The organism is Microbacterium sp. NPDC012755 (genome assembly GCF_042901325.1).
Lineage (GTDB): Bacteria > Actinomycetota > Actinomycetes > Actinomycetales > Microbacteriaceae > Microbacterium > Microbacterium natoriense.
Genome location: NZ_JBIBCT010000001.1, coordinates 1,236,768 through 1,263,306, shown reverse-complemented (window position 1 = coordinate 1,263,306; position 26,539 = coordinate 1,236,768). Strand labels below are relative to the sequence as shown.

The window sequence follows — 26,539 nt, the reverse complement described above, 5'->3', positions numbered from 1 at the left end:
GACCGCGTCTTTCAGAGCGCCGTGTCGACCCCGACGCCGTGCTGCGTGCGGAACCAGCGCTCAGCGGCATCCGCGTCGCCCAGGAGCATCGCGTTGCGCATCTCCTCGAAGCACTCGGCACGCATGGCGGCCGAACCCTCCTGCTGGCGGACGTGGCGGAGGTTGCGCGCCACGAGCAGGTTGGTCTCCGACATCATCCTGATGAAGACGGGGTTCCCCGACTTCGCCACCAGGAAGCCGATGAAGGCCTGCGACTCGGCCATCAGCGCGTCGGAGTCGTCGGCCCTGGATGCCGCGATCATGCGGTCGAGGAACGACACGGCCTCGACCAGCTCGTCGGCGCTCATCCGCCGCATCGCGAACTGGAGAGCGGTGCTCGCCTGCATTCCGATGTGCTCGAGAGTGCTGAGCACGTCGTCGTCGGTGACCTGGGTCACCCTGGTGTACCGGCTCGGTGACACCTCGACGAGCCCGACCCACGTGAGACGCTGCAGCGCCTCCCGAACGGGCGTGCGGGAGATGCCCAGAGCTGCGGCCACTTCCTTGTCGTTGACCTTCTCGCCCGGCTCGAGCACTCCGTCGACGATCGCGGACCCCACGAGGTCGAAGATCTGATCCGCCAGTGCCATGCCCTCGACGGTGAACGGCCCCAACCGCGCGTCGAGTGACAGATTCGTATCCGTCATCTTGCTTTCCCAGCTCCTTCATCGGCGCCCACGGTCCCCTCGCGGCGCGCCGTCGATGATACGCCGCCCAGCTTGGGGCCACCTGGCAGCCGCGCGCTACAGTGTCGATCGGAGGACCGATGACATCCTGGTGGCCCTACGCACGACTCGCAGCTGCGGCGCTCGCCCTCGCCGCGATCATCGGGCAGCTCGCGCTGAGTCTGAGCAACGCGATGAACGCGACGACCGCGTGGGGCGGGCATCTGCCGACCGTCGCCGCGAACTTCCTCAGCTTCTTCACGATCGAGTCGAACCTGCTGGCCGCGATCGTGCTCGCGATCGGCGGAGTGTGGGCGCTCCGGCAGCGGGACGCCTCTGCCGCCGAACCGCACTGGTTCGCGGTGCTGCTCGTCTGCGTGAGCACCTACATGATCGTCACCGGCATCGTCTACAACCTGCTGCTGCGCAACGTCCAGCTGCCGCAGGGCGTGACCCTGCCGTGGTCGAACGAGGTGCTGCACGTCGTGATCCCCCTCTTCCTGCTCGCGGATGTGCTCTTCGCCCCGCGGCGCAGGGCCCTGGGCTGGGGCGCCGTGCTGATCACCGCGATCTTCCCGATCGTCTGGGCGGTGTACACGCTGCTCCGCGCGAACCTCATCGTCGCGCCGGCCACCGGCGACCCGTGGTGGTACCCGTACCCGTTCCTCGATCCGCACCTGCACGACGGCGGGTACGGCACCGTGGCGCTCTACATCGTCGGCATCGCGGTCGCCATCATCGGCGTCGCGGTGTTCGTGGTGTGGGTCGGCCGGCGCCGCGGCATCCGCCCGAACTGAATCGGCGCTCGCACCGAAGCTGAATCCCGGTATATTTGCTGAAGCATGCGCCGGCAGGGAGTGGCCGGCGCAGCGCACAGAGCCACGGGCTCGCGATGAAGGGATCGGTCGGAGATGCACCAGGGGCAGGAGGGGCCCGATCCCGACGTCGCCGCGCCCGCAGGCGCCAGCAGGAAGGACAGCCGCCACGCGGCCGAGTCGACCGCTTCTCTGCCCGCGGCAGGCGCGGTCGCGCGCGCACACGCCACCGTCGCCGGCTGGTCGCGGGGCAGGCGAACCCTTGCGATCGTCTCCGCCGTCGGCGGCGTCGGCCTGATCTCGGTCGGCCTGCTCACCTCGGGCGGCGGCGATCTGTCGGCCCTCGCGAACATGCCGGTGACCACCTACGCCGATCGCGCCGAGACCGTGCAGGACACGAAGGTCCCGGTCGACGAGCCCGACTCGAGCGACACACCGGATGCCGGTGAGAAGACCGTCGACGACGATCGGGCCGACGACAAGGACGGCGGCAAGAAGACCGACGCGCCGACGTCCGAGGCCCCCGGATCCGATGCGGGCCCAGGGACTCCCGGCGGGAGCGCCCCTGGAGGGACGGATCCGGGCACGACGAACCCCGGGACAGGGACTCCGGGCACCGACCCGGGGACCACGCCGACGAATCCGGGCACGAACCCCGGGACTCCGACGAATCCGGGCACTCCGACCACACCGACCAACCCGGGCACGAACCCCGGGACCCCGACGACCCCGACGACTCCGACCACGCCCCCGGCCCCCAAGCCCCTCGGGTTCGCGGGGCTGGAGAAGCACTACACGCTGAGCCTCCTCGGCATCAAGGTCCTCGGCAGCTACACGCTCACCGTCACCGGTCAGCCGGGGGCATCGATCTCGGTGAAGTACGGGTCCGCCAACGCCGGAAGCACGAAGTTCGACGCGAACGGGCGGGCATCCCTCACCCTGGGCGCGTCGCTCATCGACCTCGGCCTCTCCAACCCCACGATCCGCGTCTCGTACTCCGACGGCACGGCGGGCGCGGCCATCGAAGCACCCCGCGACTCGATCTGATCAGGAGTCGGATGCCGCGGCATCCGTCATGGGGACTTCTCTCCGGGACCATCCGGAGGAGACCCGGTTACGCTGGTGCGGGGGATCGTCGTCGTGTCCCCGTGCGATCGAGGAGACACTGATGAACGAGCCGTACGCGCCCGGCCCCGCCACGGGTTCCACCCCGCCCCCGCCGCCCGCTCCACCGGCTCCGCCCGCACCGGCGATGCACGCCGCACCGCCGGCTCCGCCCGCCCCTCCTGCCCCCGCGACGCGGGCCCAGGCCGCATCGACCGCCCCCACCGCGCCTCCGGCTCAGGGCCCCTCCGCCGACGAGCTCGCCCGCGCCGGGCGCGTGCTCGAGGTCGTCTCCGACGCGTACTCGGCGAAGATGGTCGGCCAGGAGCGTCTGCGCATGAGCCTGCTGATCTCGCTCATCGCGGGCGGCCACATCCTGCTCGAGAGCGTCCCCGGCCTCGCCAAGACCACCGCCGCGAGCACCCTCGCCGACACCGTCAAGGCGCGGTTCAAGCGCATCCAGTGCACCCCCGACCTGCTGCCCAGCGACATCACGGGCAACCAGATCTACGACGCGGCCACCGGGTCGTTCCGCACGGTGCTCGGCCCAGTGCACGCGAACTTCGTGCTGCTCGACGAGATCAACCGCTCCAGCGCGAAGACCCAGAGCGCCATGCTCGAGGCCATGCAGGAGCACCAGACCACCATCGGCGGGGAGGTGCACCACCTGCCGAAGCCGTTCCTCGTGATCGCCACGCAGAACCCCATCGAGCAGGAGGGCACGTACGAGCTCCCAGAGGCGCAGATGGACCGCTTCCTGCTCAAGGAGATCGTCGAGTACCCGAGCCCCGCCGAGGAGTTCGAGATCCTCGGCCGCATCGACTCGGGCGTGCTCGACCCCGACCGGCACGTCGAGAGCGCCGTGAGCCTCGACGATGTGCGGCTCCTGCAGGACGTCGCCTCGCGCATCTACGTCGACCCCGCCATCCGCAACTACATCGTGTCGCTGTCGTACGTGACGCGGAACCCCGCGCCGTACATCGGCGACGAGCGCGCGCGGTACATCAAGTACGGCGCGAGCCCGCGCGCGAGCATCGCCTTCCTGCAGGCGTCGCGAGCGCTCGCCCTCCTCAACGGCCGCGCGCACGTGCTGCCGGAGGACATCAGGGCGCTGCGCCACCTCGTGCTGCGCCACCGCGTGCTGCTGACGTTCGAGGCCGACGCCGAGGGCATCCGCAGCGAGGAGATCATCGACCAGATCTTCGCCGCCGTGCCCACCCCCTGAGAGCCCGCATGCCCAGCCTGATCACCCAGGTGAAGAGCAAGCTCTTCATCCACTCGTCGCGCAAGTCGCTGCACGCGCTCGACGGCGCCTACGCGTCGCTGCTGCACGGCCGCAGCCTCGACTTCGAGGACCTGCGCAAGTACGAGTACGGCGATCAGGTGCGCGACATCGACTGGCGCGCCACCGCCCGCCAGGGGACTCCGCTGGTCAAGCGGCACAGGGCGCAGCGCATGCACACCATCCTGTTCGCCGTCGACACCGGTCGCTCGATGGGCGCCCTCGCGCACGACGAGCGGTCGAAGAAGGAGCTCGCGATCCTCGCCGCCGGTGTCCTCGGCGTGCTGGCGCTGCGCCACGGCGACGACTTCACGACCGTGTACGGCGACGCCGCCGGCATCCGCCGCCTCGCTCCCGGTCGCAGCGAGGGCGCCCTCGAGCACGCGCTGCGCACCATCGACTCCGCGATCGACTCCAGCAGCGCCCCCAGCGACCGCGACGCCCTGCTGTCGTTCATCACGCGCACGATCTCGCGCCGCATGATCGTCGTGATCGTCACCGACGAGGCGCCCGTCACCGAGGACACGGAGCGGATGCTGCGCCGCCTCCGCGTGCAGCACGACGTGCTGTGGCTGACGGTGCGCGACGCCGAGGTCGTGCTCGACCACGCGACGCGCACCGTGCGCAGCGACGTGGACACGATGTGGGACGTGCCCGACTTCGTGCAGGGAGACGCCGAGATCGTGCGCGAGCTCACGGCGCAGACCGAGGCGGATGCCGCGCACCTCGCCGAGACCCTGAAGGGTCTGGAGATCAGCCACTCCGTTCTCGACGGCCAGGACGACGCCGTGACGCAGCTCCTGCAGCTGCTGAACCGGAGGTCCCATGCCCGGCTCTGACGAGCTCTACCCTCCGTTCCAGTACTCCGGCTGGTGGCTTCTGCTCGCCTTCGGCATCCTGGCGGTGCTCATCCTGGCCGCGTGGCTGCTCATCGTGCTGACCCGACCGCGCCGCGGGGTCGCCCAGCCGGATGCCGCGCACCCCGGGCCGCTCACCGTCGACGTGCTCTCGCAGCTGCGCATCGAGTACCTTGACCGGATCCAGCTCGTCGAGGCCGACTACCGCGCAGGGAAGCTCTCCGCCCGCAATGCGAACCTCGAGCTGAGCAGGGTCGTGCGCACCTTCGTGAACGAGTACAGCGGACTGGAGGCCCCCGTGCTCGCTCTGGACGACCTCGTCGCCCGCGGCGTGCACCCGGCGCTGATCGACGCCATGGGGCGCCACTACTACCCCAGCATCTTCCGCCCCGGTCCCGCGATCGATCCGGTCGCCGGCGCCGAAGCCGCCAGAACGGTGGTGCGCTCATGGCACTAGCGAACGGGTGGATGATCCTCATCGCCGCCGGGGTCGTGCTCGCCGCCGTCGCGATCGGGCTGCTGCTCGGCCTGCGGGCGCGCGCCCGCACCGCGGCAGGAGAGCGGGCGCGCATCGCCCGCGCAGAGCGGCTGAGGTCGCTGCCCACGTTCCGTTCCGCCCTCCGTCGGCGGGTGCTCGGGCTCTCCGGCATCCTGATCCTCGGCGCGGTCGCGACGCTCGCCGCCGGCGCCGTCGCGGCGAGGCCGATGTCGTCGCAGACGATCCAGCCCGTGAACACGAGCCGCGACATCATGCTGTGCCTCGACGTGTCCGGATCCATGAGCGAGGTCGACGTCGAGGTCCTCAGCGTCTTCGAGGAGCTGCTCGACGGCTTCAAGGGCGAGCGCATCGGACTCACGATCTTCAACAGCTCCCCGGTGCAGGTCTTCCCGCTCACCGACGACTACGCGTTCATCCGGGAGCACCTGCGGAGCATCCGCGAGAGCTTCGACTACGCCGACGAGATCCCCGAGCACTGGGTCGGCACCCTCAACGGCGACGGCGCCTCGCTCATCGGAGACGGCCTCGCCGCGTGCGCCATGGGCTTCGACCACCCCGACGACGAGCGCTCGCGCTCCGTCATCCTCGCCACGGACAACGAGATCAACGGCGCCTCGATCGTCACCCTCGATGAGGCCGCCGCCTACGCCGGCTCGAACGGCGTGCGGGTGTTCGCCCTCAACCCCGTCGAGGGCAAGGACGCCGACGTGAGCGCCCAGCTCGCGCGGGCCGCCGAGAGCACCGGCGGCCAGGCGTACGGCCTGCGCGACACCACCACGGTCGGCGACATCATCACCCAGGTGCAGAAGCAGGAGGCGACCGCGCTCAAGGGGCAGGCCAGGGTCGTCTGGACCGACACCCCGAACCTGTGGATCGTCGTGCTCATGATCCTGACGCTCGCCTTCGTCGTCGTGGTCTGGAGGGTGCGACTGTGATCTTCCAGCCCGTCCTCAACGTCTTCCTGCTGCTGCTCTTCTTCGCGCCTGCCGTCGCGCTCGTCATCTGGGTGCTGACCCGGCGGAGCGAGGAGACCCGCGCCCCGCGCTGGCTGTGGGTCATGCGGCTGGTGATGCTGCTCGCGTGCTTCGCGATGCTGCTGCGCCCCGGCATCCCCGGGGGCTCGACGCAGACCCTCGCGACCGACACCGACATCGTGCTCGTCGTCGACACCACCGCGAGCATCGTCGCGGAGGACTGGGACGGCGGTGAGCCGCGCCTCGACGGCGTGCGCGCCGACATCCAGGCGATCGTCGCGGAGTACCCCGGCGCGCGCTTCGCGCTCATCACCTTCGACGCGGCCGCCGATCTGAGGATGCCGCTCACCACCGACACCACGGCGCTGATCTCCTCGCTCGACGTGCTGCGCCCCGAGGTCACCAGCCAGTCGCGCGGCAGCTCGGTCGGGATCGCGAACCGGATGCTCGACGACACCCTCTCGCAGGCCGCGAAGTCGTCTCCCGACCGCTCCCGCATGGTGTTCTACTTCGGCGACGGCGAGCAGACCGACGGCGGGACCCCCGAGTCGTTCGCCAGCAGCGCGAAGCGGACGGATGCCGGCGCGGTCTTCGGCTACGGTACCGAGGAGGGCGGGCCCATGCGCCTCACCACCGGCGGGGTCGACCCCTCGGCCGACGGCGGGTACATCCAGTACCAGGGCGAGGACGCGACGTCGGTGATCGACGAGAAGAACCTCACGACGATCGCGGAGCAGCTGGGCGTGCCGTACGAGCACAGGACGGCGGACTCCGCACCGACGCTGCCCGCGGCTCCGTCGACGACCACGAGCTACGCGGCCTCGGGCGAGACGGGGAACGTCACCGAGCTCTACTGGATCGCCGCGCTCGTCATGATGGCGCTGCTCGCCGTCGAGCTCGCGCGTGCCACCATGCTCGTCGCCCGACTCCGGCTGCTGAGAGCCCCGGGGGCTCCCCGGTCGCCGAGCGAGCGCAGCGGGACGACGCGCCCCGACCAGAGCACGGGCGGTGAGTCATGACCGACGCACAGGCGGCGGCATCCGCTCTCCTCGCGGCCAACCGGCGACGCCGACTCATCCGCCGGTGGGTCGCTGTCGGAACCCTTCCGCTGGTTCTCGCCGCGCTGCTCTTCGCGGGCAAGCTGCTGAGCATGTACGCCTTCGCCCACCAGGCGATCAGCTCGTACGTCGTCGACGACTACGCGGGCTCCGAGGCATCGGCCCGCAACCAGGAGTTCCTGAACTGGTTCGAGCCGTACAAGGCGCCCTTCAACGTCGGCACGGCGCTCGCGGGGGCCGAGAAGCTCCCCGAGGCCCGCGCGAAGCTGGAGGAGTCGCTGGCCCTCGCGCACGGCCTCGAGGTGTGCACCGTGAGGATCAACCTCGCTCTCGTCATCGAGCGCCAGGGAGACGCGGCACGCGAGAGCGGCGACGGCGCGGCCGCCGCCGAGTTCTACGGCGAGGCGCTGACCGTGACCGCGGAGACGCCGGCGGAGTGCGACAGCGAGGATGCGCAGAAGCAGTCGTCCGACCCTGACCGCGACATGAAGAAGACGACGGACGACCTCGAGGACCGCCTGAAGCAGAAGCAGCAGGAACAGCAGCAGGAGCAGCAGCCGAAGCCGGAGGAGCAGCCCCAGAAGCCGCAGCCCTCTGAGGACAAGCTCGATGACCTCAAGGAGAAGCTGGAGCAGGGCACGCAGGAGCGTGACCAGCAGCAGAACGGCGACGAGCCCGGCGGCTCCGGGACGGACAGGCCATGGTGATGGACCGGGAGAAGCAGCGCCAGCGCTACATCGCGGGCACGGAGGGCGCCCCTCCCGTGCCGCCGCCCGGCGGGTACCGCGGGGCACGGCGTCAGCAGGGTCCCGCGGTACCCCCCGGCGCGCCGTATCCGACCGTCCCTCCGGCATCCCCCGCGGGGGCGACGGCTCCTGGTGAGGAGAAGAGGCCGGCCTCGGCGTTCGGCTGGGTGACGCTCGGCGTCGCCGCCCTGTTCGCGGTGATCCTGCTCGGCACGTTCCTCGCCGGGGCGACGGACGCCCTTTACGGCATCACCATGATCGCGCTGCAGCTCGCCGTCCTCGGCGTCGTGATCGCCTCCCTGTTCTCGGCACGCGCGCGGATGCTGGGCGGCATCGCCCTGATCATCACTCTCTTCTTCAACGTCGCCACCGTCGGGGGGATCAGCGCCCTGCGGACCTCGGCGGCCGGCACCTACGACGGCGTGAAGAGCGACGCGCAGAAGCACGAGGAGGCGTACCCGGGCATCAAGGGCACCGACCCGCAGGATGCTCTGAACCAGCAGTCCCTCGAAGAGGTGCGCGCCTCGGCGGACAGCCTGTTCGCCGACATCCGCACGGCTCTGACGGAGGAGTTCGGCTACGAGTGGGTGCAGGTCGGAGACGAGGACATCCGCCCGGAGCGCAACGGCTACGGCGGCGAGTCGATGCTCAGCGAGTACACGACCGCGAGCTGGGCGACCACCGAGCCGATCCAGGACTACGACCGCAAGACGGCCGTGATGGGCGTGATCCAGAACGTCGTGATCCAGCACGGGATGTACGGCCTCTACGCGTTCAACGACCCCTCGACATCGAGCATCGACCCGTCGATGATGGCGAAGCTGTACGGCAGCGACGACCCGCGCACCCAACACACCTGGGAGTCGTACTCCGAGAACTACCCGGAGCCCCTGCGGTTCTACGCCGACATCTACGACCTGTCGAACGATCAGGACGGCAGCTTCCTCACCACGAGGCAGGCGCAGAACGCCCGTACCGGCGAACCGCTCGAAGGGCTGCAGCTGACGGTCATCGCCAGCGGTGTGCTGAGCGACGCCGACCGGGACGCGTTCGTGAAGAAGCTCGAGGAGTACCCGGGGTTCCCCTGAGTCGGCCTCAGCCGGTTCAGCGGAAGAGGGTGAGGAGCATCCGAGCGAGGGCGTACCGGGTGCGGCCCCGCGGTGTCCTCGGGTCGTACCCCAGGACGTCGATCAGCGCCGTGAGCCGCTCCTGAACGCTCGAGTGATGCCGGCCGAGCCGGACCGATGCCGCACGGACGCTGCGCTCATCGGCGACGGCGTCCAGCAGTTCCAGGCTGCGAGCATCGAGGCAGGCGAGCGCTTCCGCATCCGGATGCGGCGGGGTGGAGTCCGCCGCCTCAGCCAGGAGCAGCGCCGCGCCCAGATCGGCGGCGTCGACCACCGGGTCTGCCTCGCTGGTCAGGCGCACGGCGATGAGCGCCGCCGACCACGACGTCGGCAGAGTCGACGCAGCGCCCGTGGTCAGCCCGATCCCGAGGCGCGGGGCCATACGATCGCGCCACGCCTCCATCGGCTCGATGCCGGAGTGCAGAATCGTCGCCCTGGTCAGGCCGTGCCTGGTGGCCACGACGGCTGACGGATGCTGTGGCAGTGGCGCCGGATCCGGCGGAGAGGCGACCACCCGCAGCGGGGCCTCTCCCAGGCGGAGACGCGACACGGCTCCCGCGCGCTCCTCGTCGCCCGCGTAAGAGCTGATCGCCAGCTCGACAGCGCTCTCCTGTCCGATCGTCCGCCGCGCTCGGATGATTCCGAGTGCGAGGACGAGCCGTTCGAGGATCATCGCGTCGTTCGAGTGCGGCTCTCCCTCGCGCTCGATCCACGCCACGGCATCCGGTCCGCTCTTCCGCGTCGGCCACGGCTCGCCGAGCCCGTCGGGGTCGATGCGCACCCCGTCCGCACGCACACGCACGGTCTGATGGCCGTCGCGGTGGCCGACGGTCGCGCCGCTGAGCACCGCCGCGCCGCGCAGCATGCTCTCGACACCCACCGAACGCGCGACGAGTGCATCGAAGTAGGAGACGACCTTGAGGGTCTCGCTCGCATCCGGATCGAGGGCGGTGAGCCGCCCCAGCAGGTCTTGCATGTCGGGCTCCATCGCGCGGGGATTCCACCCTACGCCGGTCGCGACGACCGACGCAGGGTGATGATCACGCTCCCAGCAGGCGGTTCATCCAGTTGTCGCGAGCCGCGAGCATGGCCTGAGCCACGGCGCTCTGGGGGGCGAAGGCCTCGAAGGCGTGGAATCCGCCGGCCCAGACGTGGAGCTCGGCCTGCACACCCGCCTCCCACAGTCGGGTGGCGTAGGCGACGTCCTCGTCACGGAACACCTCGGCGCTGCCGCAGTCGATGAAGGCGGGCGGGAGCCCCGCGAGATCGGTCGCCCGCGCCGGAGCCGCGTAGATCGACACCTCGGCCGTGCCCTTGCGATCGCCGAGCAGCGCCGTCCATCCCAGGACGTTCGATCCGCGATCCCAGAGGCCCACGCCGTCGATCTGCCGCGTCGAGACGGTCTCATCGCGGTCGTCGAGCATGGGATAGAGGAGCATCTGGCCGAGCAGCGCAGGGCCGCGGCGGTCCCGCGCCAGAAGCGCCGTACCCGCCGCGAGTCCACCGCCCGCGCTGCCCCCGGCGATGACGATCCGGCGCGGATCGATGCCGAGCTCGTCGGCATGCTCCGCGGTCCAGCGGAGGCCCGCGTAGCAGTCCTCGACGGGGTACGGATCGGGGAACTCCGGTGCGAGCCGGTACTCGACGGTGACGATGACACCGTTGAAGCGCTCTGCCCAGTCGAGGAACCCGTCGACTCCGAGCCAGCGGTTGCCGATGATCATCCCGCCGCCGTGCGTGTGGAAGATGCCGGGGCCGACACCGGTGCGCCCCTGCTTCTGCACGACGCTCACGACGATCTCGTCGCCGCCGTGCCCCGCTATGGTGACGTCGCGCGAGACGAAACCTCGCGAAGCGAGAAGGTCGGCCATCTGGTCCTCGCCGCTGACGATGGACTCGCGCATGAACGGGATCATCTCGAGGGTGAGCGTCGTCGGGATCTCTCCCCCCGCGAGCAGCAGCGCCGCCTCGAGCTCGGGGTCGAACGGCGGTCGCGCGATCGTGTCGGTCATGTGAACTCCTTCGTCCTCACTCGCCACCTCGGCGGTGTTCAGCCAGAATCCTGCCCATCCTCGCCACGCGGAACCCGCCAACCGGGGCGGATCCGCAGGGCTCTCACCGCCGTCTGGCGGATGCACGCCCCTCCAGGAGCCGAGCGGCTCAGACCGGGTCGGCGTCCGACAGGTCCTCGACCGCGGTCGCGGTCGTCCCCTCGAAGCGGACCCCGATGCCGAACGGGTCGGCCATCTCCAGGCTCGACTCGGCGAAACGCAGCATCCAGGATCCATCGCCCCAGATCACCGCCTCAGGCGCGTCGAACGGGAGCTCCGCGGCGTCCAGCTTCACGAGCTCGGAGGGTTCGAGGGCGAACTGCGGCTCACGAAGCCGTTCGAGCAGGTAGTCGGCGGCGATCTCGACGTACCCCTCCCAGCCCGAGCACACGGTCGCCGCACGCTCGCGCACCGCGGCATCCGGCGCGGCCGCGGGCTCGATGACGATGCTCACCGACCAGGACCTGCTCCCGTCGACATCGCTCGTCGACGTCCAGCACGCGATCGAATCGTCGGAGTCGACACGCGAGAACTCTGCGCCGCCGATGACGACGCTCCGGGGAAGATCATCCATGAGCCCAGTCAAACATGCACGTCGCCTGGCGCGCAGACGCCCGATCCGACGGCATCCACCCGCCCGCCGAAACAGCCGACACGCCGCCGATAGACTGGGAAGCATGTCCAAGGTTCTCCAGTCCCTGCCCGTCGGCGAGCGCGTCGGCATCGCCTTCTCCGGAGGACTCGACACCTCCGTCGCCGTCGCATGGATGCGCGACAAGGGCGCCGTCCCGTGCACCTACACCGGAGACCTCGGACAGCCCGACGAAGACGACATCGAGTCGATCCCCGGGCGCGCGCTCGAGTACGGGGCAGAGGTCGCCCGCCTCGTCGACGCCAAGACCGCGCTGGTCGAAGAGGGCTTCGTCGCCCTCGCCTGCGGCGCGTTCCACATCCGCTCCGGAGGCAAGACCTACTTCAACACCACGCCCCTCGGCCGCGCCGTCACCGGCACGATGCTCGTGCGCGCCATGAAGGAGGACGGCGTCGACATCTGGGGCGACGGCTCCACCTACAAGGGCAACGACATCGAGCGGTTCTACCGCTACGGTCTGCTCGCGAACCCGCGCCTTCGCATCTACAAGCCGTGGCTGGACGCCGACTTCGTCACCGAGCTCGGCGGCCGCAAGGAGATGAGCGACTGGCTCGTCGAGCACGGCTTCCCGTACCGCGACTCCGCCGAGAAGGCGTACTCGACCGACGCGAACATCTGGGGCGCGACGCACGAGGCCAAGACGCTCGAGCACCTGAACGTCTCGCTCGAGACCGTCGACCCGATCATGGGCGTCAAGTTCTGGGACCCTTCGGTCGCCATCGAGACCGAAGACGTCACCGTCACGTTCGAGGCCGGCCGCCCCGTCGCCATCAACGGCGTCGAGTACACCGACCCGGTCGAGCTCGTCCACGAGGCCAACCGCATCGGCGGACGCCACGGCCTCGGCATGAGCGACCAGATCGAGAACCGCATCATCGAGGCGAAGTCGCGCGGCATCTACGAGGCCCCGGCCATGGCGCTGCTGTTCATCGCCTACGAGCGCCTGGTCAACGGCATCCTGAACGAGGACACCCTCGCGACGTACCACGAGCAGGGTCGCCGCCTCGGCCGCCTCATGTACGAGGGCCGCTGGCTCGAGCCGCAGTCGCTCATGCTGCGCGAGTCGATCCAGCGCTGGGTCGGCCTCACGATCTCCGGTTCCGTCACGATCCGCCTGCGCCGCGGTGATGACTGGACCATCCTCGACACGGTCTCCCCGAACCTCTCCTACGGCCCCGAGAAGCTGTCGATGGAGCGCGTCGGCGACGCCGCCTTCGGCCCCGTCGACCGCATCGGCCAGCTCACGATGCGCAACCTCGACATCGCCGACTCGCGTGCACGCCTGGAGCAGTACGCGGGCCTCGGCCTCGTCGGCGGTGCGACCGGCGAGCTGGTCGGACGCGTGACCGCGGGCGAGTCCACCGAGATCACCGGCGCCGTCGAGGGCTCGGTCTCCGAGGCCGACGAGACGCTGGCTGACGCTGTGGACACGGCGTCCGAGGGCGCCGCCTTCGACTCCGGCACCGACTGACACGTCTGTCGCTGAAGAGGGGGCGGATGCTGCGGCATCCGCCCCCTCTTTCTGCGCCGGCCCTGCGATCGGTCCGCCGGAACTCCGGAGATCTGCGTGACCTTCCGCCACGGGCGGCGGGTGCCTCCGCGGAGATCGCGCCGAGCGGCCCCGCCGAGTCCACGATTCTCCGGAGTCCTGGACGGCTCAGGGTCAGCGCGCGGGGTCAGCGTCGACGACGACGTATCTGTGGTGCGTCCCCTCGACGTCGAGCACGACCGTGACCGCGTCCTGCTGCTCTCCGCCGACGGTGATCACCGCCGTCGCACCCGACGGCGCCTCCGTCACCAGCTGCGCCACCCTGGTGGCCGCGGCATCGCCGAGAACGCGCTCGTCCTCCGCGTCGGAGAGCATCGTGATCGACACGGCACGAGCCCTGGCCTGGGCCGCCGCCGCGTTCAGCGCGGGATGCTGCAGGCGCGGAGAGCGGATGCGGTCGCGGATCGCGCCCTCCAGGATGCGGATGCCGGTGAGCGCCTCCTCCGTGAGCTCGCCGCCGTCGCGCAGCATCCTCAGCGTGGGCGAGACCTGCGCACGGATCGCATCGAGCTCGCGCTGCAGGTCGCCGGACGCGGCGTCCAGCGCCCGCGTCATGCGCTCCGACTCGGCAGCCGCCGAACGATGCCTCCTCTCGCGGCCGACCATCCCGCGCAGGATGCCCCGCCACAGGAGCCCGAGCACGGCGACCGACACCGGGATCGCGAGCATGTTGGCCACTCCTCCGGCGTCCTGCCCTCCGATCTCCGCCCAGATCAGCACCGCGGCGACCTGCAGCGCCGTCCCACTCAGACCCGTCACGAGGTTTCCGCGGGCGACCTGGAGCGCGACGAGGTACGCCGCGTAGTCGATGAGCCAGACGTCCTTCGCCGCGGTGCCCTCGATCAGCACGAGGAGCGTGATCGACAGCGTCGCGGCGGGGATGCTCAGCGCCCTGAGCCCCGTGAGCGGACGGTCCCGCGGATCCGTCAGCAGGACGGCGCCGGCGAGCGCGACGAGATAGGCGAGCATCAGCAGCGGGCGCGGCGGCGAGAAGTGACCGGCGAGGACTCCGCTGGCCACACCGCTCGCCCATACCGCGACCATCACCCAGCGGGCGGCGCGCGATGCGAGCCCCGACGCCCCGGTGCCCGTCGTGTTCACGGCATCCACGTCAGGATCACCTCCGTCCCGTCACCCGGCGCCGACCTGACCTCGGCGCTCCCGCCGGCGACGTCGCTCATCCGCCCCACGATGCTCCCGGAGAGGCCGAGACGGCCGGCGGCGGCGCTGGCCGCGTCGAATCCGACGCCGTCGTCGCGCACCACCGCCCTGATCGCGCCGCCCTCGACGCGGACGTCCACGTCGATGTTCTGCGCCTGCGCGTGCCTCACGGCGTTGCGCAGCGCCTCGGCCGCGGCGCCCATCACCGCGGCGAGCGCCCGCACCGAGACGACCTGATCGTCACCGGACGCGACCATCCTCGCCGTCGGCGCCACCCGCTCCAGGCGGACGCGCAGCTGATCGGATGCCGCTCGCCCGTCGACCTGGGCGGTGTCGGCATCCGATGACGCCGCATCCAGCACGGTCAGCGCGTGCAGGGCCTCCTGCCGGAGGATGTCAGGCGCCGGACCGCGGAACAGGAGCGCGGCGGTGAACACCGACAGCACGTCGTCGTGGACGAAGCGGCTCAGCTCGGCCCTGCGGTGGGCTCTGGCGTCGCTGCGCGCCTGCAGCTCGGCGGCCTCGCGCGCGGCGGTCTCGGACTCGTGCAGGTTCGCCAGGGCGTTGCGGATGCCGTAGAGGATCACCGTGAATCCGATGTTGCTCATGTGCACCGGGGTGGCGACCGCGACGGCCTCGGAGACGCCGCCGGTGAAGATCCACGAGGAGAGGGCGACGGTCGCGCCGGATCCGACCGACAGGGAGAACGCGAGCGGGGCGCGGAAGGAGACGGCGAGCAGGCTGACCGCCGTCGGCTCCAGCAGCCACACCCACGGGATCACCGCAGGGTCGGCGCCGCGGTAGGCCGCGAAGGACAGCAGCTGCAGTCCGATCACGAGCAGGGAGGCGCTCGGCCAGGCGACCCGCAGCACGCTCATCGGGAGCACCCGGCCCAGCGCGGCGAGCAGGAGGAAGGCGACGACCGCCAGCAGGCCGAGGGCCGTCCACCACTCGGCGAAGTCGTCGAACTGCGCGACGAGCGGAGGCTCGGGGCTGCCGACGAACAGGATCGAGCTCACGGCGAGCGTGGAGCACAGGGTGATGAGCCACCCCACCTGACGATTCGCCCGCACCGTCGCCGCGGAGGCGCCCCGCATCAGCCGTCTCGCTCGACCAGGCCGTCTTCGACGGCGCGACGGAAGAGGTCGACCTTGGTCGGCGCCGCGCGATCGACGGATGCGTACTTCGTGCGGATGCGGCGGATGTGATCGAGCACCGTGTCGCGGGAGATGAAGAGCGCCGCGCTGACGCGATCCGCGGTCTCACCCGAGGCGTAGAGCGCGAGGACCTCCGCCTCCCTGGCGCTGAGATGGGCGCTGACGAAGGCACGGTCCTCGACGAGAGCGGCCGCCCAGTCGGGGGTCGCCACCTGGCCCCCGCTCAGCACCGTGAGCACCGAGCGCACCAGCGCGACCGGCACCTCCGACTTGCGGATCATCCCCGCGACGCCCGCCTTCGCCGCCTCGCGCACGAGCCGCGGCTGCTCGCCGCTGGTGTAGGCGAGGACAGGAGCCCCGGTGCGGGAGAGCAGGCGCATGTTCTCGGCCGGCGTTGAGCCGTCGGCGAGCTGGAGGTCGAGCAGGATCAGGTCGATTCTCCCGCCCCGCCCGAGCACGGCGGCCGCGGTGGATGCGCTGGCGACGACGTGGAGGTCGGGATGGGAGTTGATGATCGCCGTGACCCCCAAGGCCACCGCCGGGTGGTCGTCGATGATGGCGATGCGCGCTTTCATGCTCTCGAACTCCCCAGGTGGATGCGTGCGGCACTACGCCCCCCACGGGGAAACTACCGCATTCGGATGCCGCTCCGCCACAGCGATATATCAAAGCGGGATCGTCGCCCCTCGGCTCGAGGATCCTTCGCCCGACGTGCCCTCTCACTGTGGCACGGCGCCACGCTCGGCACCCCTCGAACTGACTGCCCCGATACCGTTGACCCGTCAGAACTGACTGCCTGTGAGTCCGCCCCATTAACTTGCACAAGACTGTGCACTATAAGTTACGATAGTGACATGACCACCCGTGCACCCCGCCGCGATGCCGTGGAGAACCGCGCCGGCATCCTGGACGCCGCCCGCTCGACGCTGGCGGGCGATCCGCACGCCTCCGTCGACGTGATCGCCCGGAGCGCCGGTCTCTCGCGCCGCACCCTCTACGGGCACTTCGACGACCGCGACGCCCTGATCCGCGAGATCATCTCCAGCGGCGCCCAGCGGTTCAACGCGATCGCCGAATCGGTGTCGGACCCCGACTGCCGCATCGCCCTCGCCCGTCTCGCCGCCCGCCTCTGGCGCGAGGCCGCGCACGTGCAGGTCGCCGCGGCGCTCGCCCTCGACGAGGCCCACGTCGAGCACACCGCCGACGCCCTCGTCCCGCTGCGCCGCACGGTCGCGAACCTCGTGACACGGGGCCAGGAAGACGGGAGCTTCCGCACCGACCTCGCCGCCCCCACCCTCGCGCGGCTGATCGAGGAGACCGCCCGCACGGCGATCGCCCGCACGGACGCCACGAGCGAGGGCGCATCGAACCTCGCCGTCCGCGCCGTCCTCAGCATCGCCGGGCTCTCCTGGCGAGAGGTCGACGCCCTGCTCGCCGCTCATCCCGACATCATCACGACAGAGGCCCCATCATGAGAGATGTCACGTGGAGAACTGCGCTCGACACGACGATGAGCGCACCGGAGGGGGCACGATGCACAACTCGCTGAGCGTCTTCCGGCGCGACGTCCGCCGCATCGCACGCGTGAGCAAGGCGTGGATCATCATCGTCGGCGTCATCGTCACGCCGTCCCTCTACGCGTGGTTCAACATCATCGCCTTCTGGGACCCGTACTCGAACACGCAGAACGTCTCCGTCGCGATCGTCAATCAGGACGAGGGCGCGACCTCCGACCTCACCGGACACATCGACGTCGGTGGCGAGCTCGTCGGCCAGCTCAAGGAGAACGACCAGCTCGGGTGGGAGTTCGTCGACGAGGACGAGGCCATGGATGCCGTCCGGAGCGGGAAGAGCTACGCGGCGATCATCATCCCCGCGGACTTCAGCCGCGACTTCGTCAGCATCACCACCGGCGACTTCCACCGCCCCGCTCTGCAGTACTTCGTCAACGAGAAGGCGAACGCGATCGCCCCGAAGATCACCGATGTCGGCGCCTCGACGCTCGACACCCAGATCAACAGCACCTTCGTGTCCGTCGTCGCCGAGGCCGTCACCGAGCAGTTGAAGAACGCGGGAGGAGACGCCGAGGCCAGGCTCGGGGATGCACGCGACGGGACGGTCGCGGCCCTCGACGACGCCGTCGGCAAGGTCGACACCGCCCGCCAGCGCATCACGGAGCTGCAGACCGGCCTGACCGGCGCCCAGTCCGGAATCGACAGCGCCGCGGTCGCGCTGCGCGATGTCGACAAGACCCTCGGAGAGGTGCAGAGCGCCGTCGCCCAGGCGCAGAAGATCGCCGCAGAGGCGCAGCAGGAGCTGCTCGCGTTCACCGATGAGGTGACCTCCGCCTACGTCTCCGGCGCCACCCTGCTCGCCGACGCGTCATCGAAGATGAACACCTCGATCGCCACGCTGTCGACGGGCCTGCACAAGGCGAACGTCGCGGTGGGCGGGGCGATCAGCGACCTCTCCGCGGTCATCGCCTCCAACGCCAAGGCCCTCGACGAACTCCAGGCGGCGCTCGACGCGACCACGCCGGGATCCGACGCCGCCCAGCGGCTGAGCGAGGCGATCTCCGCCCTGCAGGAGCGCAACACCGCAGACGCGCAGGTGCTCGCACAGCTGAAGCAGCTGAACACCGACGTCTCCTCCACGATCGACTCCGTCACGGCCTCGGCGGATGCCGTCGACGCCGCCGTCGGCACGGCGGCGACCTCGGCCGGCGCCATCCGGGATGCGCTCACGCAGAGCATCCCTCAGCTCAACCACGCGATGTCGGTGCTGTCGTCCAGCGCGGATTCCTTCTCGGCCGCTCTGGGCGCCCAGCGCACCCAGCTGACGCAGGCGCAGGGCCTGCTCGCCGGCCTCAAGACCCAGCTCACGTCGACCACCGCGGCGCTCACCGCTCTCGACGACAACCTCGCCGCCGCGCAGTCCGGCCTCGGCGGGGTGCGCACCGACATCCTGGCGCTCAGTGCCGCCGACATCTGGAACCGGCTCAGCACGATCAGCGGACTGGACGCCGACCAGATCGCCCGGTTCATGGCCTCACCCGTCGAGGTCGAGGAGAACGTGCTGTTCCCGACGAAGTCATACGGATCGGCCATGTCCGCACTGTTCACCAACCTGTCGCTGTGGATCGGCGCGTTCGTGCTGATGGTCATCATGCGGCTCGAGGTCGACACCGAAGGGGTCGAGGGGGTCTCGGTGCGGCAGGCGTACCTCGGGCGCTGGATGCTGCTGGCGTCGATCGCCGTGTTCCAGGCCGTGCTCGTCTGCGTGGGCAACCTCGTCATCGGCGTCCAGACCGCGAACCCGTTCGCCTTCGTCGGAACCGGCGTGCTGATCGGCCTGGCCTACCTCAGCATCATCTACGCGCTGTCGGTGTGCTTCGGCATCGTCGGCAAGGGCCTGTGCATCCTGCTGGTGATCTTCCAGATCCCTGGCGCATCGGGGCTGTACCCGATCGAGATGATGCCGGACTTCTTCCGCGGGCTGTACCCGTTCCTGCCGTTCACCTACGGCATCGACGCACTGCGCGAGACAATCAGCGGCTTCTACGGCGGCCACTACTGGCGGTTCATGGGAGCGCTGGCCGTCTTCGTCGCACTGGCCTTCGTGCTCGGGCTGTTCCTGCGCCGCCGGCTGGGCAACTTCGCGCTGCTGTTCAACACCCGCCTCGCCGAGAGCCAGCTGTTCGTGAGCGAAGACGTGCAGATCACCGGCCGCCGGCGCACGCCGGAGATCATCCGTGCCCTGACCGACGGCGACGGCTACCGCGCGGAGGTCGCGCAGCGCGCCCGGCGGTTCACCGATCGGTATCCGACGGTGCTGCGCCTCACGCTGATCGTCGGCGTCGGAGGGATGGCCCTTCTCGGCCTCGCCGCGTGGCTCACCCCTGGCGCGAAGGCGACGATGCTCGGCCTGGGCGCGCTGTGGTGCCTGATCCTCATCGCCTTCCTGGTGACGCTGGAGTACGTCAAGCAGAGCATCCATCAGGCCGCCGAGGTGGCCGACCTGCCCGAAACAGACCTACGCGAGGCTCTCGTCGTCGAGAACGGCCGCGGGGCGCTCCTGCTGGCCGACGCCGTCCCCCACGCGGGCGCAGAGGCCTCACCCGCTCGCACCGCCGTGCTGGAGCGGCCGGATGCCGTCGTCGATGACGCGGCCGACGACACGGCCGTCCTGGAGGAGCTGTTCATCGCCGACGACATCGATCGCGAGCCCGACGCCGAGGCTCCCCCCGCCGAGACGCTCGACGCACAGGCAGAGGCAGACGCCGACGCGGACGCGGAGCCCCTGCAGACCGAGACGGATGCCGGACCGATCGACGCCGAGAAGACGGACCCGCCGGAGACCGGCCACGACGCGCACGACGGGGAGGACGACAAGTGAAGAACATCCTGAGCGTCTTCCTGTTCGACCTGCGGCGGGCGACGAGCAACGTCATGACGGTCATCGTGCTGTTCGGCCTCGTCGTCATCCCCTCGCTGTTCACCTGGTTCAACGTGATCGCGAGCTGGAACCCGTTCGACAACACCAAGAACCTCACCGTCGCCGTCGCCAACACCGATGACGGGTATCAGAGCGATCTCATCCCGCTCCGCATCAACGTCGGCGAGCAGGTGCTGTCGGCGCTGCGGGCGAACGACGATCTGAACTGGGTGATCACCTCGGAGGAGAAGGCGATCGACGGCGCGAAGTCGGGCGAGTACTACGCCGCGATCGTGCTCCCGCCGAGCTTCAGCGCCGACATGATGACGTTCTACTCGAACGGCTCCGAGCGCACCTCGATCGAGTACTACACCAACGAGAAGAAGAACGCCCTCGCCCCCAAGATCACCGAGCAGGGCGCGGGGGAGGTCACGACGAGCATCAACGAGGTGTTCACGGAGACCCTCAGCGAGGCCGCGCTGAACATCATCACGTCGCTCTCCGGCTACCTCGACGACGCCGACACCCAGGCGATGCTGTCCCGACTGCAGGCCCACGTCAGCCAGGTCGCCGCGCAGCTGCGTTCCGGGTCGGCGACGGCCGACATGTTCACCTCCCTGATCGCCTCGAGCCGGCCACTGGTCGACAGCGCGTCGGCGCTGGCGACGGCATCCGGTGATGCGCTCCACGACGCCACCGGCGCACTGGGCGGAGGAACGGATGCCGCCCGAACGCTGAAGGACGTCCTCACATCCACCACGGCGTCGCTCGGCGACGCCCTGTCCGGCACGGCCGACAGCTACCAGGCCGTCGCCGACAGCATCGACGACGTGTTCGCGTCGATGAGCACCCAGTCGGGCGACGCCGCCGGGGCCGTCGGCGCCGTCGCGACGCGGGTCCAGACGCAGATCGACCAGTACCAGGCCCTGCGCGACACCCTCGTGAACGACGTCCGCCCGCAGCTGCCCCCGGCGACGCTGGACGAGTTCGACCGCGCCGTATCGCGGATCGAGGCCGCCATCGTCCGGCAGCAGGACCTGCACGACAGCCTCGTGCAGACCGCGACGGACATCACCGACACGAACGCCGACGTCCAGGGCCGGCACCAGGAGATCACGGCGCTGATCGCGAGCGCGAAAGCGGCCGTGGAGGATGCGCGGAACGCGTACACGGGCAGCCTGCGGCCGAAGCTCGACGCCCTCGCCGACACCCTCTCGACCATCGGCGGCAGCATCGACTCGATCGAGTCCGATCTCTCCTCCGTGGCCGACTCGCTCTCCGGCTCGGACTCGCTGCGCACGGCGCTGACGAACGCCGAGTCGTTGACGACCGAGATCTCGGGCTCGCTCACCGAGACCGCCGATCGGTTCGACGCTCTCGCCGCCGCGCTGACGAAGGCCATCGACACCGGCGACCTCAGCGAGCTCACCGCGCTGATCGGCGCGGACCCGCATGCGCTCGCCACCCATCTCGCCGAGCCCGTCGAGCTCAAGCGGGTGCCCGTCTACTCGGTCGTGAGCTTCGGCGCCGCCATGACTCCGCTCTACACGACCCTCGCACTGTGGGTCGGAGCGCTGCTGATCTCGGTGTCGATCCGCGTCGACCCTCCCCGTGGCGAGGGCTCCGGCCTGCCGGCGCTCTCCCCCACCCAGACGTATCTCGGCCGGTTCGGCATCTTCGCGGTCGTCGGGTTCCTGCAGAGCTCCCTGGTGTGCCTCGGCAGCGTGCTGTTCACTCAAGTGGAGCCGAAGCATCCGTTCCTGCTCATCCTGACCGGCTGGGTGATGTCGCTGGTGTTCACCCTGATCGTCTACACGTTCGTGGTGACGTTCGGGAACGCGGGGAAGGCGCTGGCCGTGCTGATGCTCGTCGTGCAGATCTCCAGTTCCGGTGGCGCCTACCCGCTGCAGGTGCTCCCGCAGTGGTTCCAGAACATCAGCCCATTCCTTCCCGCGACGCACGCCGTCAACGCGATGCGCTCCGCGATCGCCGGCATCTACCACAACGACTTCTGGGTGTCGCTGGGCTGGCTGTCCGCGTTCATGCTGCCCGCCCTGCTGCTCGGTCTGGTGCTGCGTCTGCCGCTCATCGGCTTCAACCAGAAGCTGCTGCGCGCGCTGGCGTCCACGAAGCTCATGTGAGTCCCTGCGGGCCCCGGCCCTGGGTATGATGCGAGAACGCGTACTGACACGCGTCCTGGGGCTCGTGGGACTGAGTCTCACGACGCCACCCGAAAGAGTTCTCGACGATGACAACCGATTCGCCGGCTGCGGCCGCACCCTCGCGCCCCTCGCTGCCCGTCCGCATCGGGCGCATCGCGTTCCTCGTCCTCGCCGGCGTCGTCGTCATCGCGGTCGCCGCCGCCTTCTTCCTCACGTGGACGATCCAGCGCTCCTTCCCGCAGACCGACGGCTCGGTCGAGCTCACCGGGCTGACGTCCGAGGTCACCGTGCAGCGCGACGAGCGCGGCATCCCCACCATCACGGCGGACACGACGCATGATCTGTTCTACGCCGAGGGATTCGTGCACGCGCAGGACCGGTTCTTCGAGATGGACTTCCGCCGCCATGTGACGTCCGGCCGCGTGGCCGAGATGTTCGGGGAGTCCCAGGTGGGCACCGACTCCTTCCTCCGCACGCTCGGCTGGCGCGAGGTCGCCGAAGCCGAGGTCGAGGCGATGGACGACACCACCCGCGGCTACTACGAGTCCTACGCCGATGGGGTCAACGCCTACCTCGCCTCGCGCTCCGGCGCCGACCTCTCCCTCGAGTACGCGGTCCTCGGTCTGCAGAACGCCGACTACTCGCCCGAGCCGTGGACCCCCGCCGACTCGGTCGCCTGGCTCAAGGCGATGGCGTGGGACCTCCGCACGAACGTCGAGGACGAGACGGAGCGGGCGCTGCTCGCCTCCCAGCTCGCCGACGGATCAGCGACCGACGCGGATGTGTCGTCGGCTCTCGATCAGCTCTACCCGCCGTATCCCTTCGACGAGAACCCGGTGATCGTGCCCAAGATCTCGACGGTGCCCGCGGTGGGGACGGACGCGGATGCCGTCGCCTACACCTCCGACGGCGCCGACGACGAGGTGCAGCGGGCGAGCACGACGATCGAGTGGCAGCAGGCGTCCGACGTGATCGAGGCCGCCAGCCTCCTCGTCGGCGACGTGGGCGAGGGCATCGGCTCGAACTCGTGGGTGGTGTCGGGCTCCCTCACCGAGAGCGGCCTCCCGCTGCTCTCGAACGATCCCCACCTCGGCTCGGCGCTCCCCTCGGTCTGGTACCAGGTGCAGCTCAAGTGCGCCAAGGTCACCGACAGCTGCCCCTTCGACGTCGGCGGCTTCTCGTTCTCCGGACTCCCCGGCATCGTGATCGGGCACAACCAGCAGGTCGCGTGGGGCTTCACCAACCTGACCACGGATGTCACCGACCTGTACATCGAGAAGATCGACGGCGATCAGTACTGGCGCGACGGCGCCCTCGTGCCCCTCGAGGAGCGCACCGAGACGATCAAGGTCGCGGGCGGAGACGACGTCACCCTGAAGATCCGCTCCACCGTGCACGGACCGATCATCTCCGGGCTGGTCGACGACTTCACCGCCCTCGCCGACGACCCCGACCCCGCTCTGAGCGCGGGCGGCGCCGCGGCATCCGACCCGTCGAGCGAGTCCGAGTACGCCGTCAGCCTGCGCTGGACCGCCCTCGACCCCGGCACGGCCTCGACCGCGATCTTCGCCCTCTCGACCGCGAAGGACTTCGACGACTTCCGTCGTGCGGCATCGCTGTTCGACGTGCCGGCGCAGAACCTCATCTACGCCGACACCGAGGGCAACATCGGCTACCAGGCCCCCGGCCGCCTGCCGATCCGCGGGGCCGGAGACGGATGGATGCCGCAGCCAGGCTGGGACAGCACCTACGACTGGACCGGATTCATCCCGTTCGAGGAGCTGCCGGTGTCGTACAACCCGAGCTCGGGGTACATCGTCACGGCCAACAACGCGATCGTCACCGACGACTACGCGCACTTCCTCACCAAGGACTGGGACTACGGCTACCGGGCGGGCCGCATCGCGCATCTGATCGAGCGACGAGCGGCTGAGGGCCCGCTGTCGGCCGCCGACATGCGCGACATCCAGATGGACAACGAGATGTGGATCGCGAAGAGCCTGACGGCCGCGATCGCCGACGTCGACGTGAAGGGAGCGGGTCCGAAGAAGGCGGTGGCGCTGCTGGACGACTGGGACGCCCAGAACGACGCCACCTCCGCCGCCGCCGCGTACGCGAACGTGCTGTGGTCGAACCTCGTGCAGAACATCTTCGGCGAGCGCGAGCAGCCGCTGCCGATCGACGGCCAGGGGCGCCTGTTCACCGTCGTCGCCGCCCTGCTCGACGACCCCGCGGACCCGCTGTGGACGAACCCTCAGCTGAAGGTCGACGGCATGGACGAGATGCTGGCCCTCTCCGCCGAGGAGGCCTACGACGAGCTCGTCGGGCTGCAGGGCGACGACGTCTCCCGGTGGAACTGGGGCGACCTGCACGCGCTCAGCCTCGCCACCTCCACGTTCGGCTCCTCCGGCATCGCCCCGATCGAGTGGCTCTTCAACCGCGGGCCCTACCCCGTCGGCGGCGGAGGGTCCGTCGTGAACGCGACCGGCTGGAAGCTCGGCACCTCCTACGCCACGACCACCGTGCCGTCGATGCGCATGGTCATCGACCTCTCCGACTTCGACTCCTCGACGTGGATCCACCTGACCGGAGCATCCGGCCATGCCTTCGACGCGCACTACACCGACCAGACCGCCGACTGGGCCGCAGGTGTGCAGAGGCCCTGGGCCTTCTCCCCGAAGGCGGTGGATGCCGCGACCGTGAACACCCTCGTGCTCACTCCGGCCGGCTGAGCTCAGCCTGCAGCGGAGTCGGATGCGGCGGCAGCACGACGGGCGATGACCCAGGTTCCCGTCGCCGCGGCGAGGAAGATCACGGCCAGCATCGCCCACCCCGCGAAGCCGAAGGTGATCGCCGTGGCGTTCACCACGAGCGGGGCCGCGAGCGATCCGAGCGAGAACCCCATCCCGAACACGCCCTGGTACGCCCCTGCGCGCTTCGGGTCGGCGAGCTCGAAGCTGAGCCCCCAGCCGCCCGCCTGGGAGAGGATCTCCGCGAACGTGTAGGCCACGGTCGCGGCGACCAGAAGCACGATCGCCGCCCACGCCGGCACCCCCGCCGCCAGCGCGTAGACGAGGCAGGCGGCGACGATCAGGCCGCCCGCGATCAGGGTGACACGGCCGGCGGTGCGCAGGTCGTGGGTTCCTCGCGACGCCCGCACCTGGAACATCACCACCAGGACGGTGTTCACGATCAGCAGCACGGCGAACGTCACCTCTGGGGCGGCGGTCTCACGAGTGATCCACAGGGGCACGCCGACCTCGAAGACGCCGAACTGCATCGCGAAGACACCCGTCAGGACGGTCAGCGCCAGGTACCGCGGGTTGCGCCAGGGAGAGCGTCGGCTCCAGTCCGTGCGCTCGGCGAGGGCGGCGGCCGCGGCATCCATGTCGATCGAACCGGTGGCGGTGGCCGAGGGCTGCGGGGTCGCGCGCGCCGGCGCATCGACCTCGGCCGTCAGACGCAGCAGCGGCAGGGAGCCGACCGCGCACAGCAGTCCCGCCCCCACGATCACGATCCGGTAGGCCTCGGCCGTTCCCAGCGCGAGCGCGAACGCGCCGATCGCCGACCCCACGGCGATCGACACGTTGGTGACGGTGCGCAGCACGGCACGGGCATGCACCCGCCGTTCGGCCTGGAATCCCCGGGCGATGATCGCCGACCGCGCCGAGTACCCCATCGAGTCGAAGAAGCCGGAAAGCGAAGCCAGCAGCAGGGCCGAGGTGAAGTCGCCCGCGAACGCGTAGGCGGCGAGCAGCAGACCGCCGAGAGCCTCGAACACGAACGTGAGCCGACGGGCGCTCCAGCGGTCGGCCGACCATCCGCCGAGGAAGGACGCCACGACACCGCATCCGCTCGACACCGCGAGGACGATCGCCGCCTCGCCCGCGCTCAGACCGACGATCTGCGTGAAGAAGAGGACGGTGACCGCGAGGAAGACGCCGCGGCCGATGCGAGACACGGCCACCGCCGTGACGAGGGCGCGGAGCACGGGATCGCTGAGGCTGTGGGCGATGCGGGCGGCGAGGCCCTTGGCCCCCTCCGCCGTCTGCACCTGGTCGGCGTCTGGGCTGGAGGAGGGCACGATTCATCCTCGCACGGAGGGCGGGCGACCCCGCCGTTCCGGCCTGCGCCTTGTACATCTCCCCGTGCGCGGGGAGGGGCCTTCGGGTGCGGGAGCGCCTGCCGGGTCGTCGAGGGCGATCCG

Annotated in this window: 22 protein-coding genes; 14 read left to right on the top strand and 8 right to left on the bottom strand. The window is 70.1% G+C overall.

Translation table 11 applies throughout. The annotated features are described in order from the left end of the window. Positions 1-11: 11 nt before the first annotated feature. Positions 12-686, bottom strand: a complete 675-nt coding sequence (locus ACFY5A_RS06005) for a GntR family transcriptional regulator (protein ID WP_105675820.1) — start codon at positions 684-686, stop codon at positions 12-14. A gap of 119 nt (positions 687-805) precedes the next feature. Here ACFY5A_RS06005 and ACFY5A_RS06000 point away from each other — a divergent pair, with 119 nt between their 5' ends. From ACFY5A_RS06000 to ACFY5A_RS05960, 9 genes are all read left to right on the top strand, one after another. Beyond that, positions 806-1,501, top strand: a complete 696-nt coding sequence (locus tag ACFY5A_RS06000; RefSeq protein WP_387232375.1) for a Pr6Pr family membrane protein — start codon at positions 806-808, stop codon at positions 1,499-1,501. Positions 1,502-1,615: 114 nt separating this feature from the next. Beyond that, on the top strand, positions 1,616-2,566 hold the full coding sequence (locus tag ACFY5A_RS05995) for a hypothetical protein (protein WP_341940699.1): 951 nt from the start codon (positions 1,616-1,618) through the stop codon (positions 2,564-2,566). Positions 2,567-2,687: 121 nt separating this feature from the next. Then, positions 2,688-3,848: an AAA family ATPase gene (locus ACFY5A_RS05990; protein ID WP_387232373.1), complete on the top strand. Its 1,161-nt coding sequence runs from the start codon at positions 2,688-2,690 to the stop codon at positions 3,846-3,848. A gap of 8 nt (positions 3,849-3,856) precedes the next feature. Then, a complete protein-coding gene (locus ACFY5A_RS05985) occupies positions 3,857-4,744 on the top strand; it encodes a DUF58 domain-containing protein (protein ID WP_341940700.1) in 888 nt (295 codons plus the stop codon). Then, a complete protein-coding gene (locus tag ACFY5A_RS05980) occupies positions 4,731-5,219 on the top strand; it encodes a hypothetical protein (RefSeq protein ID WP_105673512.1) in 489 nt (162 codons plus the stop codon). The genes ACFY5A_RS05985 and ACFY5A_RS05980 overlap by 14 nt, the downstream gene beginning before the upstream one ends. Then, positions 5,210-6,196, top strand: a complete 987-nt coding sequence (locus tag ACFY5A_RS05975; RefSeq protein ID WP_341940701.1) for a VWA domain-containing protein — start codon at positions 5,210-5,212, stop codon at positions 6,194-6,196. The genes ACFY5A_RS05980 and ACFY5A_RS05975 overlap by 10 nt, the downstream gene beginning before the upstream one ends. Further along, the gene (locus ACFY5A_RS05970) at positions 6,193-7,254 is read left to right on the top strand and encodes a VWA domain-containing protein (protein ID WP_223587408.1); all 1,062 of its coding nucleotides are present in this window, start codon (positions 6,193-6,195) and stop codon (positions 7,252-7,254) included. Before ACFY5A_RS05975 ends, ACFY5A_RS05970 begins: the two co-directional genes overlap by 4 nt. After that, on the top strand, positions 7,251-8,000 hold the full coding sequence (locus tag ACFY5A_RS05965; protein WP_387232370.1) for a hypothetical protein: 750 nt from the start codon (positions 7,251-7,253) through the stop codon (positions 7,998-8,000). Before ACFY5A_RS05970 ends, ACFY5A_RS05965 begins: the two co-directional genes overlap by 4 nt. Beyond that, complete coding sequence (locus ACFY5A_RS05960; protein WP_387232368.1) at positions 7,994-9,127, top strand: hypothetical protein; 1,134 nt, start codon at positions 7,994-7,996, stop codon at positions 9,125-9,127. The genes ACFY5A_RS05965 and ACFY5A_RS05960 overlap by 7 nt, the downstream gene beginning before the upstream one ends. Before the next feature lie 16 nt (positions 9,128-9,143). Here the strand turns inward: ACFY5A_RS05960 and ACFY5A_RS05955 are convergent, their stop codons facing one another. The 3 genes from ACFY5A_RS05955 to ACFY5A_RS05945 form a co-directional block, all read right to left on the bottom strand. Continuing rightward, a complete protein-coding gene (locus tag ACFY5A_RS05955; RefSeq protein WP_387232366.1) occupies positions 9,144-10,142 on the bottom strand; it encodes a helix-turn-helix domain-containing protein in 999 nt (332 codons plus the stop codon). A 64-nt stretch (positions 10,143-10,206) separates the two neighbouring features. Further along, positions 10,207-11,178 (bottom strand): alpha/beta hydrolase, encoded by a 972-nt coding sequence (locus tag ACFY5A_RS05950; RefSeq protein WP_387232364.1) that lies wholly within the window; start codon positions 11,176-11,178, stop codon positions 10,207-10,209. 148 nt (positions 11,179-11,326) lie between these two features. Beyond that, positions 11,327-11,791, bottom strand: a complete 465-nt coding sequence (locus ACFY5A_RS05945) for a hypothetical protein (protein WP_387232362.1) — start codon at positions 11,789-11,791, stop codon at positions 11,327-11,329. A gap of 103 nt (positions 11,792-11,894) precedes the next feature. Between ACFY5A_RS05945 and argG the strand changes: the two genes are divergently transcribed. Continuing rightward, complete coding sequence (argG, locus tag ACFY5A_RS05940) at positions 11,895-13,340, top strand: argininosuccinate synthase (protein WP_105673498.1); 1,446 nt, start codon at positions 11,895-11,897, stop codon at positions 13,338-13,340. 192 nt (positions 13,341-13,532) lie between these two features. Here argG and ACFY5A_RS05935 read toward each other — a convergent pair whose 3' ends face one another. From ACFY5A_RS05935 to ACFY5A_RS05925, 3 genes are read right to left on the bottom strand one after another with little or no spacing between them, the layout of a single operon-like run. Further along, a complete protein-coding gene (locus ACFY5A_RS05935; protein ID WP_387232360.1) occupies positions 13,533-14,528 on the bottom strand; it encodes a hypothetical protein in 996 nt (331 codons plus the stop codon). After that, positions 14,516-15,676: a sensor histidine kinase gene (locus tag ACFY5A_RS05930; protein ID WP_387232358.1), complete on the bottom strand. Its 1,161-nt coding sequence runs from the start codon at positions 15,674-15,676 to the stop codon at positions 14,516-14,518. The genes ACFY5A_RS05935 and ACFY5A_RS05930 overlap by 13 nt, the downstream gene beginning before the upstream one ends. Beyond that, on the bottom strand, positions 15,676-16,311 hold the full coding sequence (locus ACFY5A_RS05925) for a response regulator (RefSeq protein ID WP_387232356.1): 636 nt from the start codon (positions 16,309-16,311) through the stop codon (positions 15,676-15,678). Before ACFY5A_RS05925 ends, ACFY5A_RS05930 begins: the two co-directional genes overlap by 1 nt. Positions 16,312-16,590: 279 nt before the next feature. Between ACFY5A_RS05925 and ACFY5A_RS05920 the strand changes: the two genes are divergently transcribed. The 4 genes from ACFY5A_RS05920 (at position 16,591) to ACFY5A_RS05905 (ending at position 25,064) form a co-directional block, all read left to right on the top strand. After that, positions 16,591-17,211, top strand: coding sequence for a TetR/AcrR family transcriptional regulator (locus ACFY5A_RS05920; protein ID WP_387232354.1), 621 nt, complete (start codon positions 16,591-16,593; stop codon positions 17,209-17,211). Positions 17,212-17,269: 58 nt separating this feature from the next. After that, positions 17,270-20,131: a YhgE/Pip family protein gene (locus tag ACFY5A_RS05915; protein WP_387232352.1), complete on the top strand. Its 2,862-nt coding sequence runs from the start codon at positions 17,270-17,272 to the stop codon at positions 20,129-20,131. After that, a complete protein-coding gene (locus ACFY5A_RS05910; RefSeq protein ID WP_387232350.1) occupies positions 20,128-22,311 on the top strand; it encodes a YhgE/Pip family protein in 2,184 nt (727 codons plus the stop codon). Before ACFY5A_RS05915 ends, ACFY5A_RS05910 begins: the two co-directional genes overlap by 4 nt. Positions 22,312-22,418: 107 nt before the next feature. After that, a complete protein-coding gene (locus ACFY5A_RS05905; protein WP_387232348.1) occupies positions 22,419-25,064 on the top strand; it encodes a penicillin acylase family protein in 2,646 nt (881 codons plus the stop codon). A gap of 2 nt (positions 25,065-25,066) precedes the next feature. Here ACFY5A_RS05905 and ACFY5A_RS05900 read toward each other — a convergent pair whose 3' ends face one another. Beyond that, positions 25,067-26,416 carry an MFS transporter gene (locus ACFY5A_RS05900; RefSeq protein ID WP_387232346.1) on the bottom strand — a complete coding sequence of 450 codons (1,350 nt, stop codon included), beginning with the start codon at positions 26,414-26,416 and terminating at the stop codon, positions 25,067-25,069. Positions 26,417-26,539 lie beyond the last annotated feature (123 nt).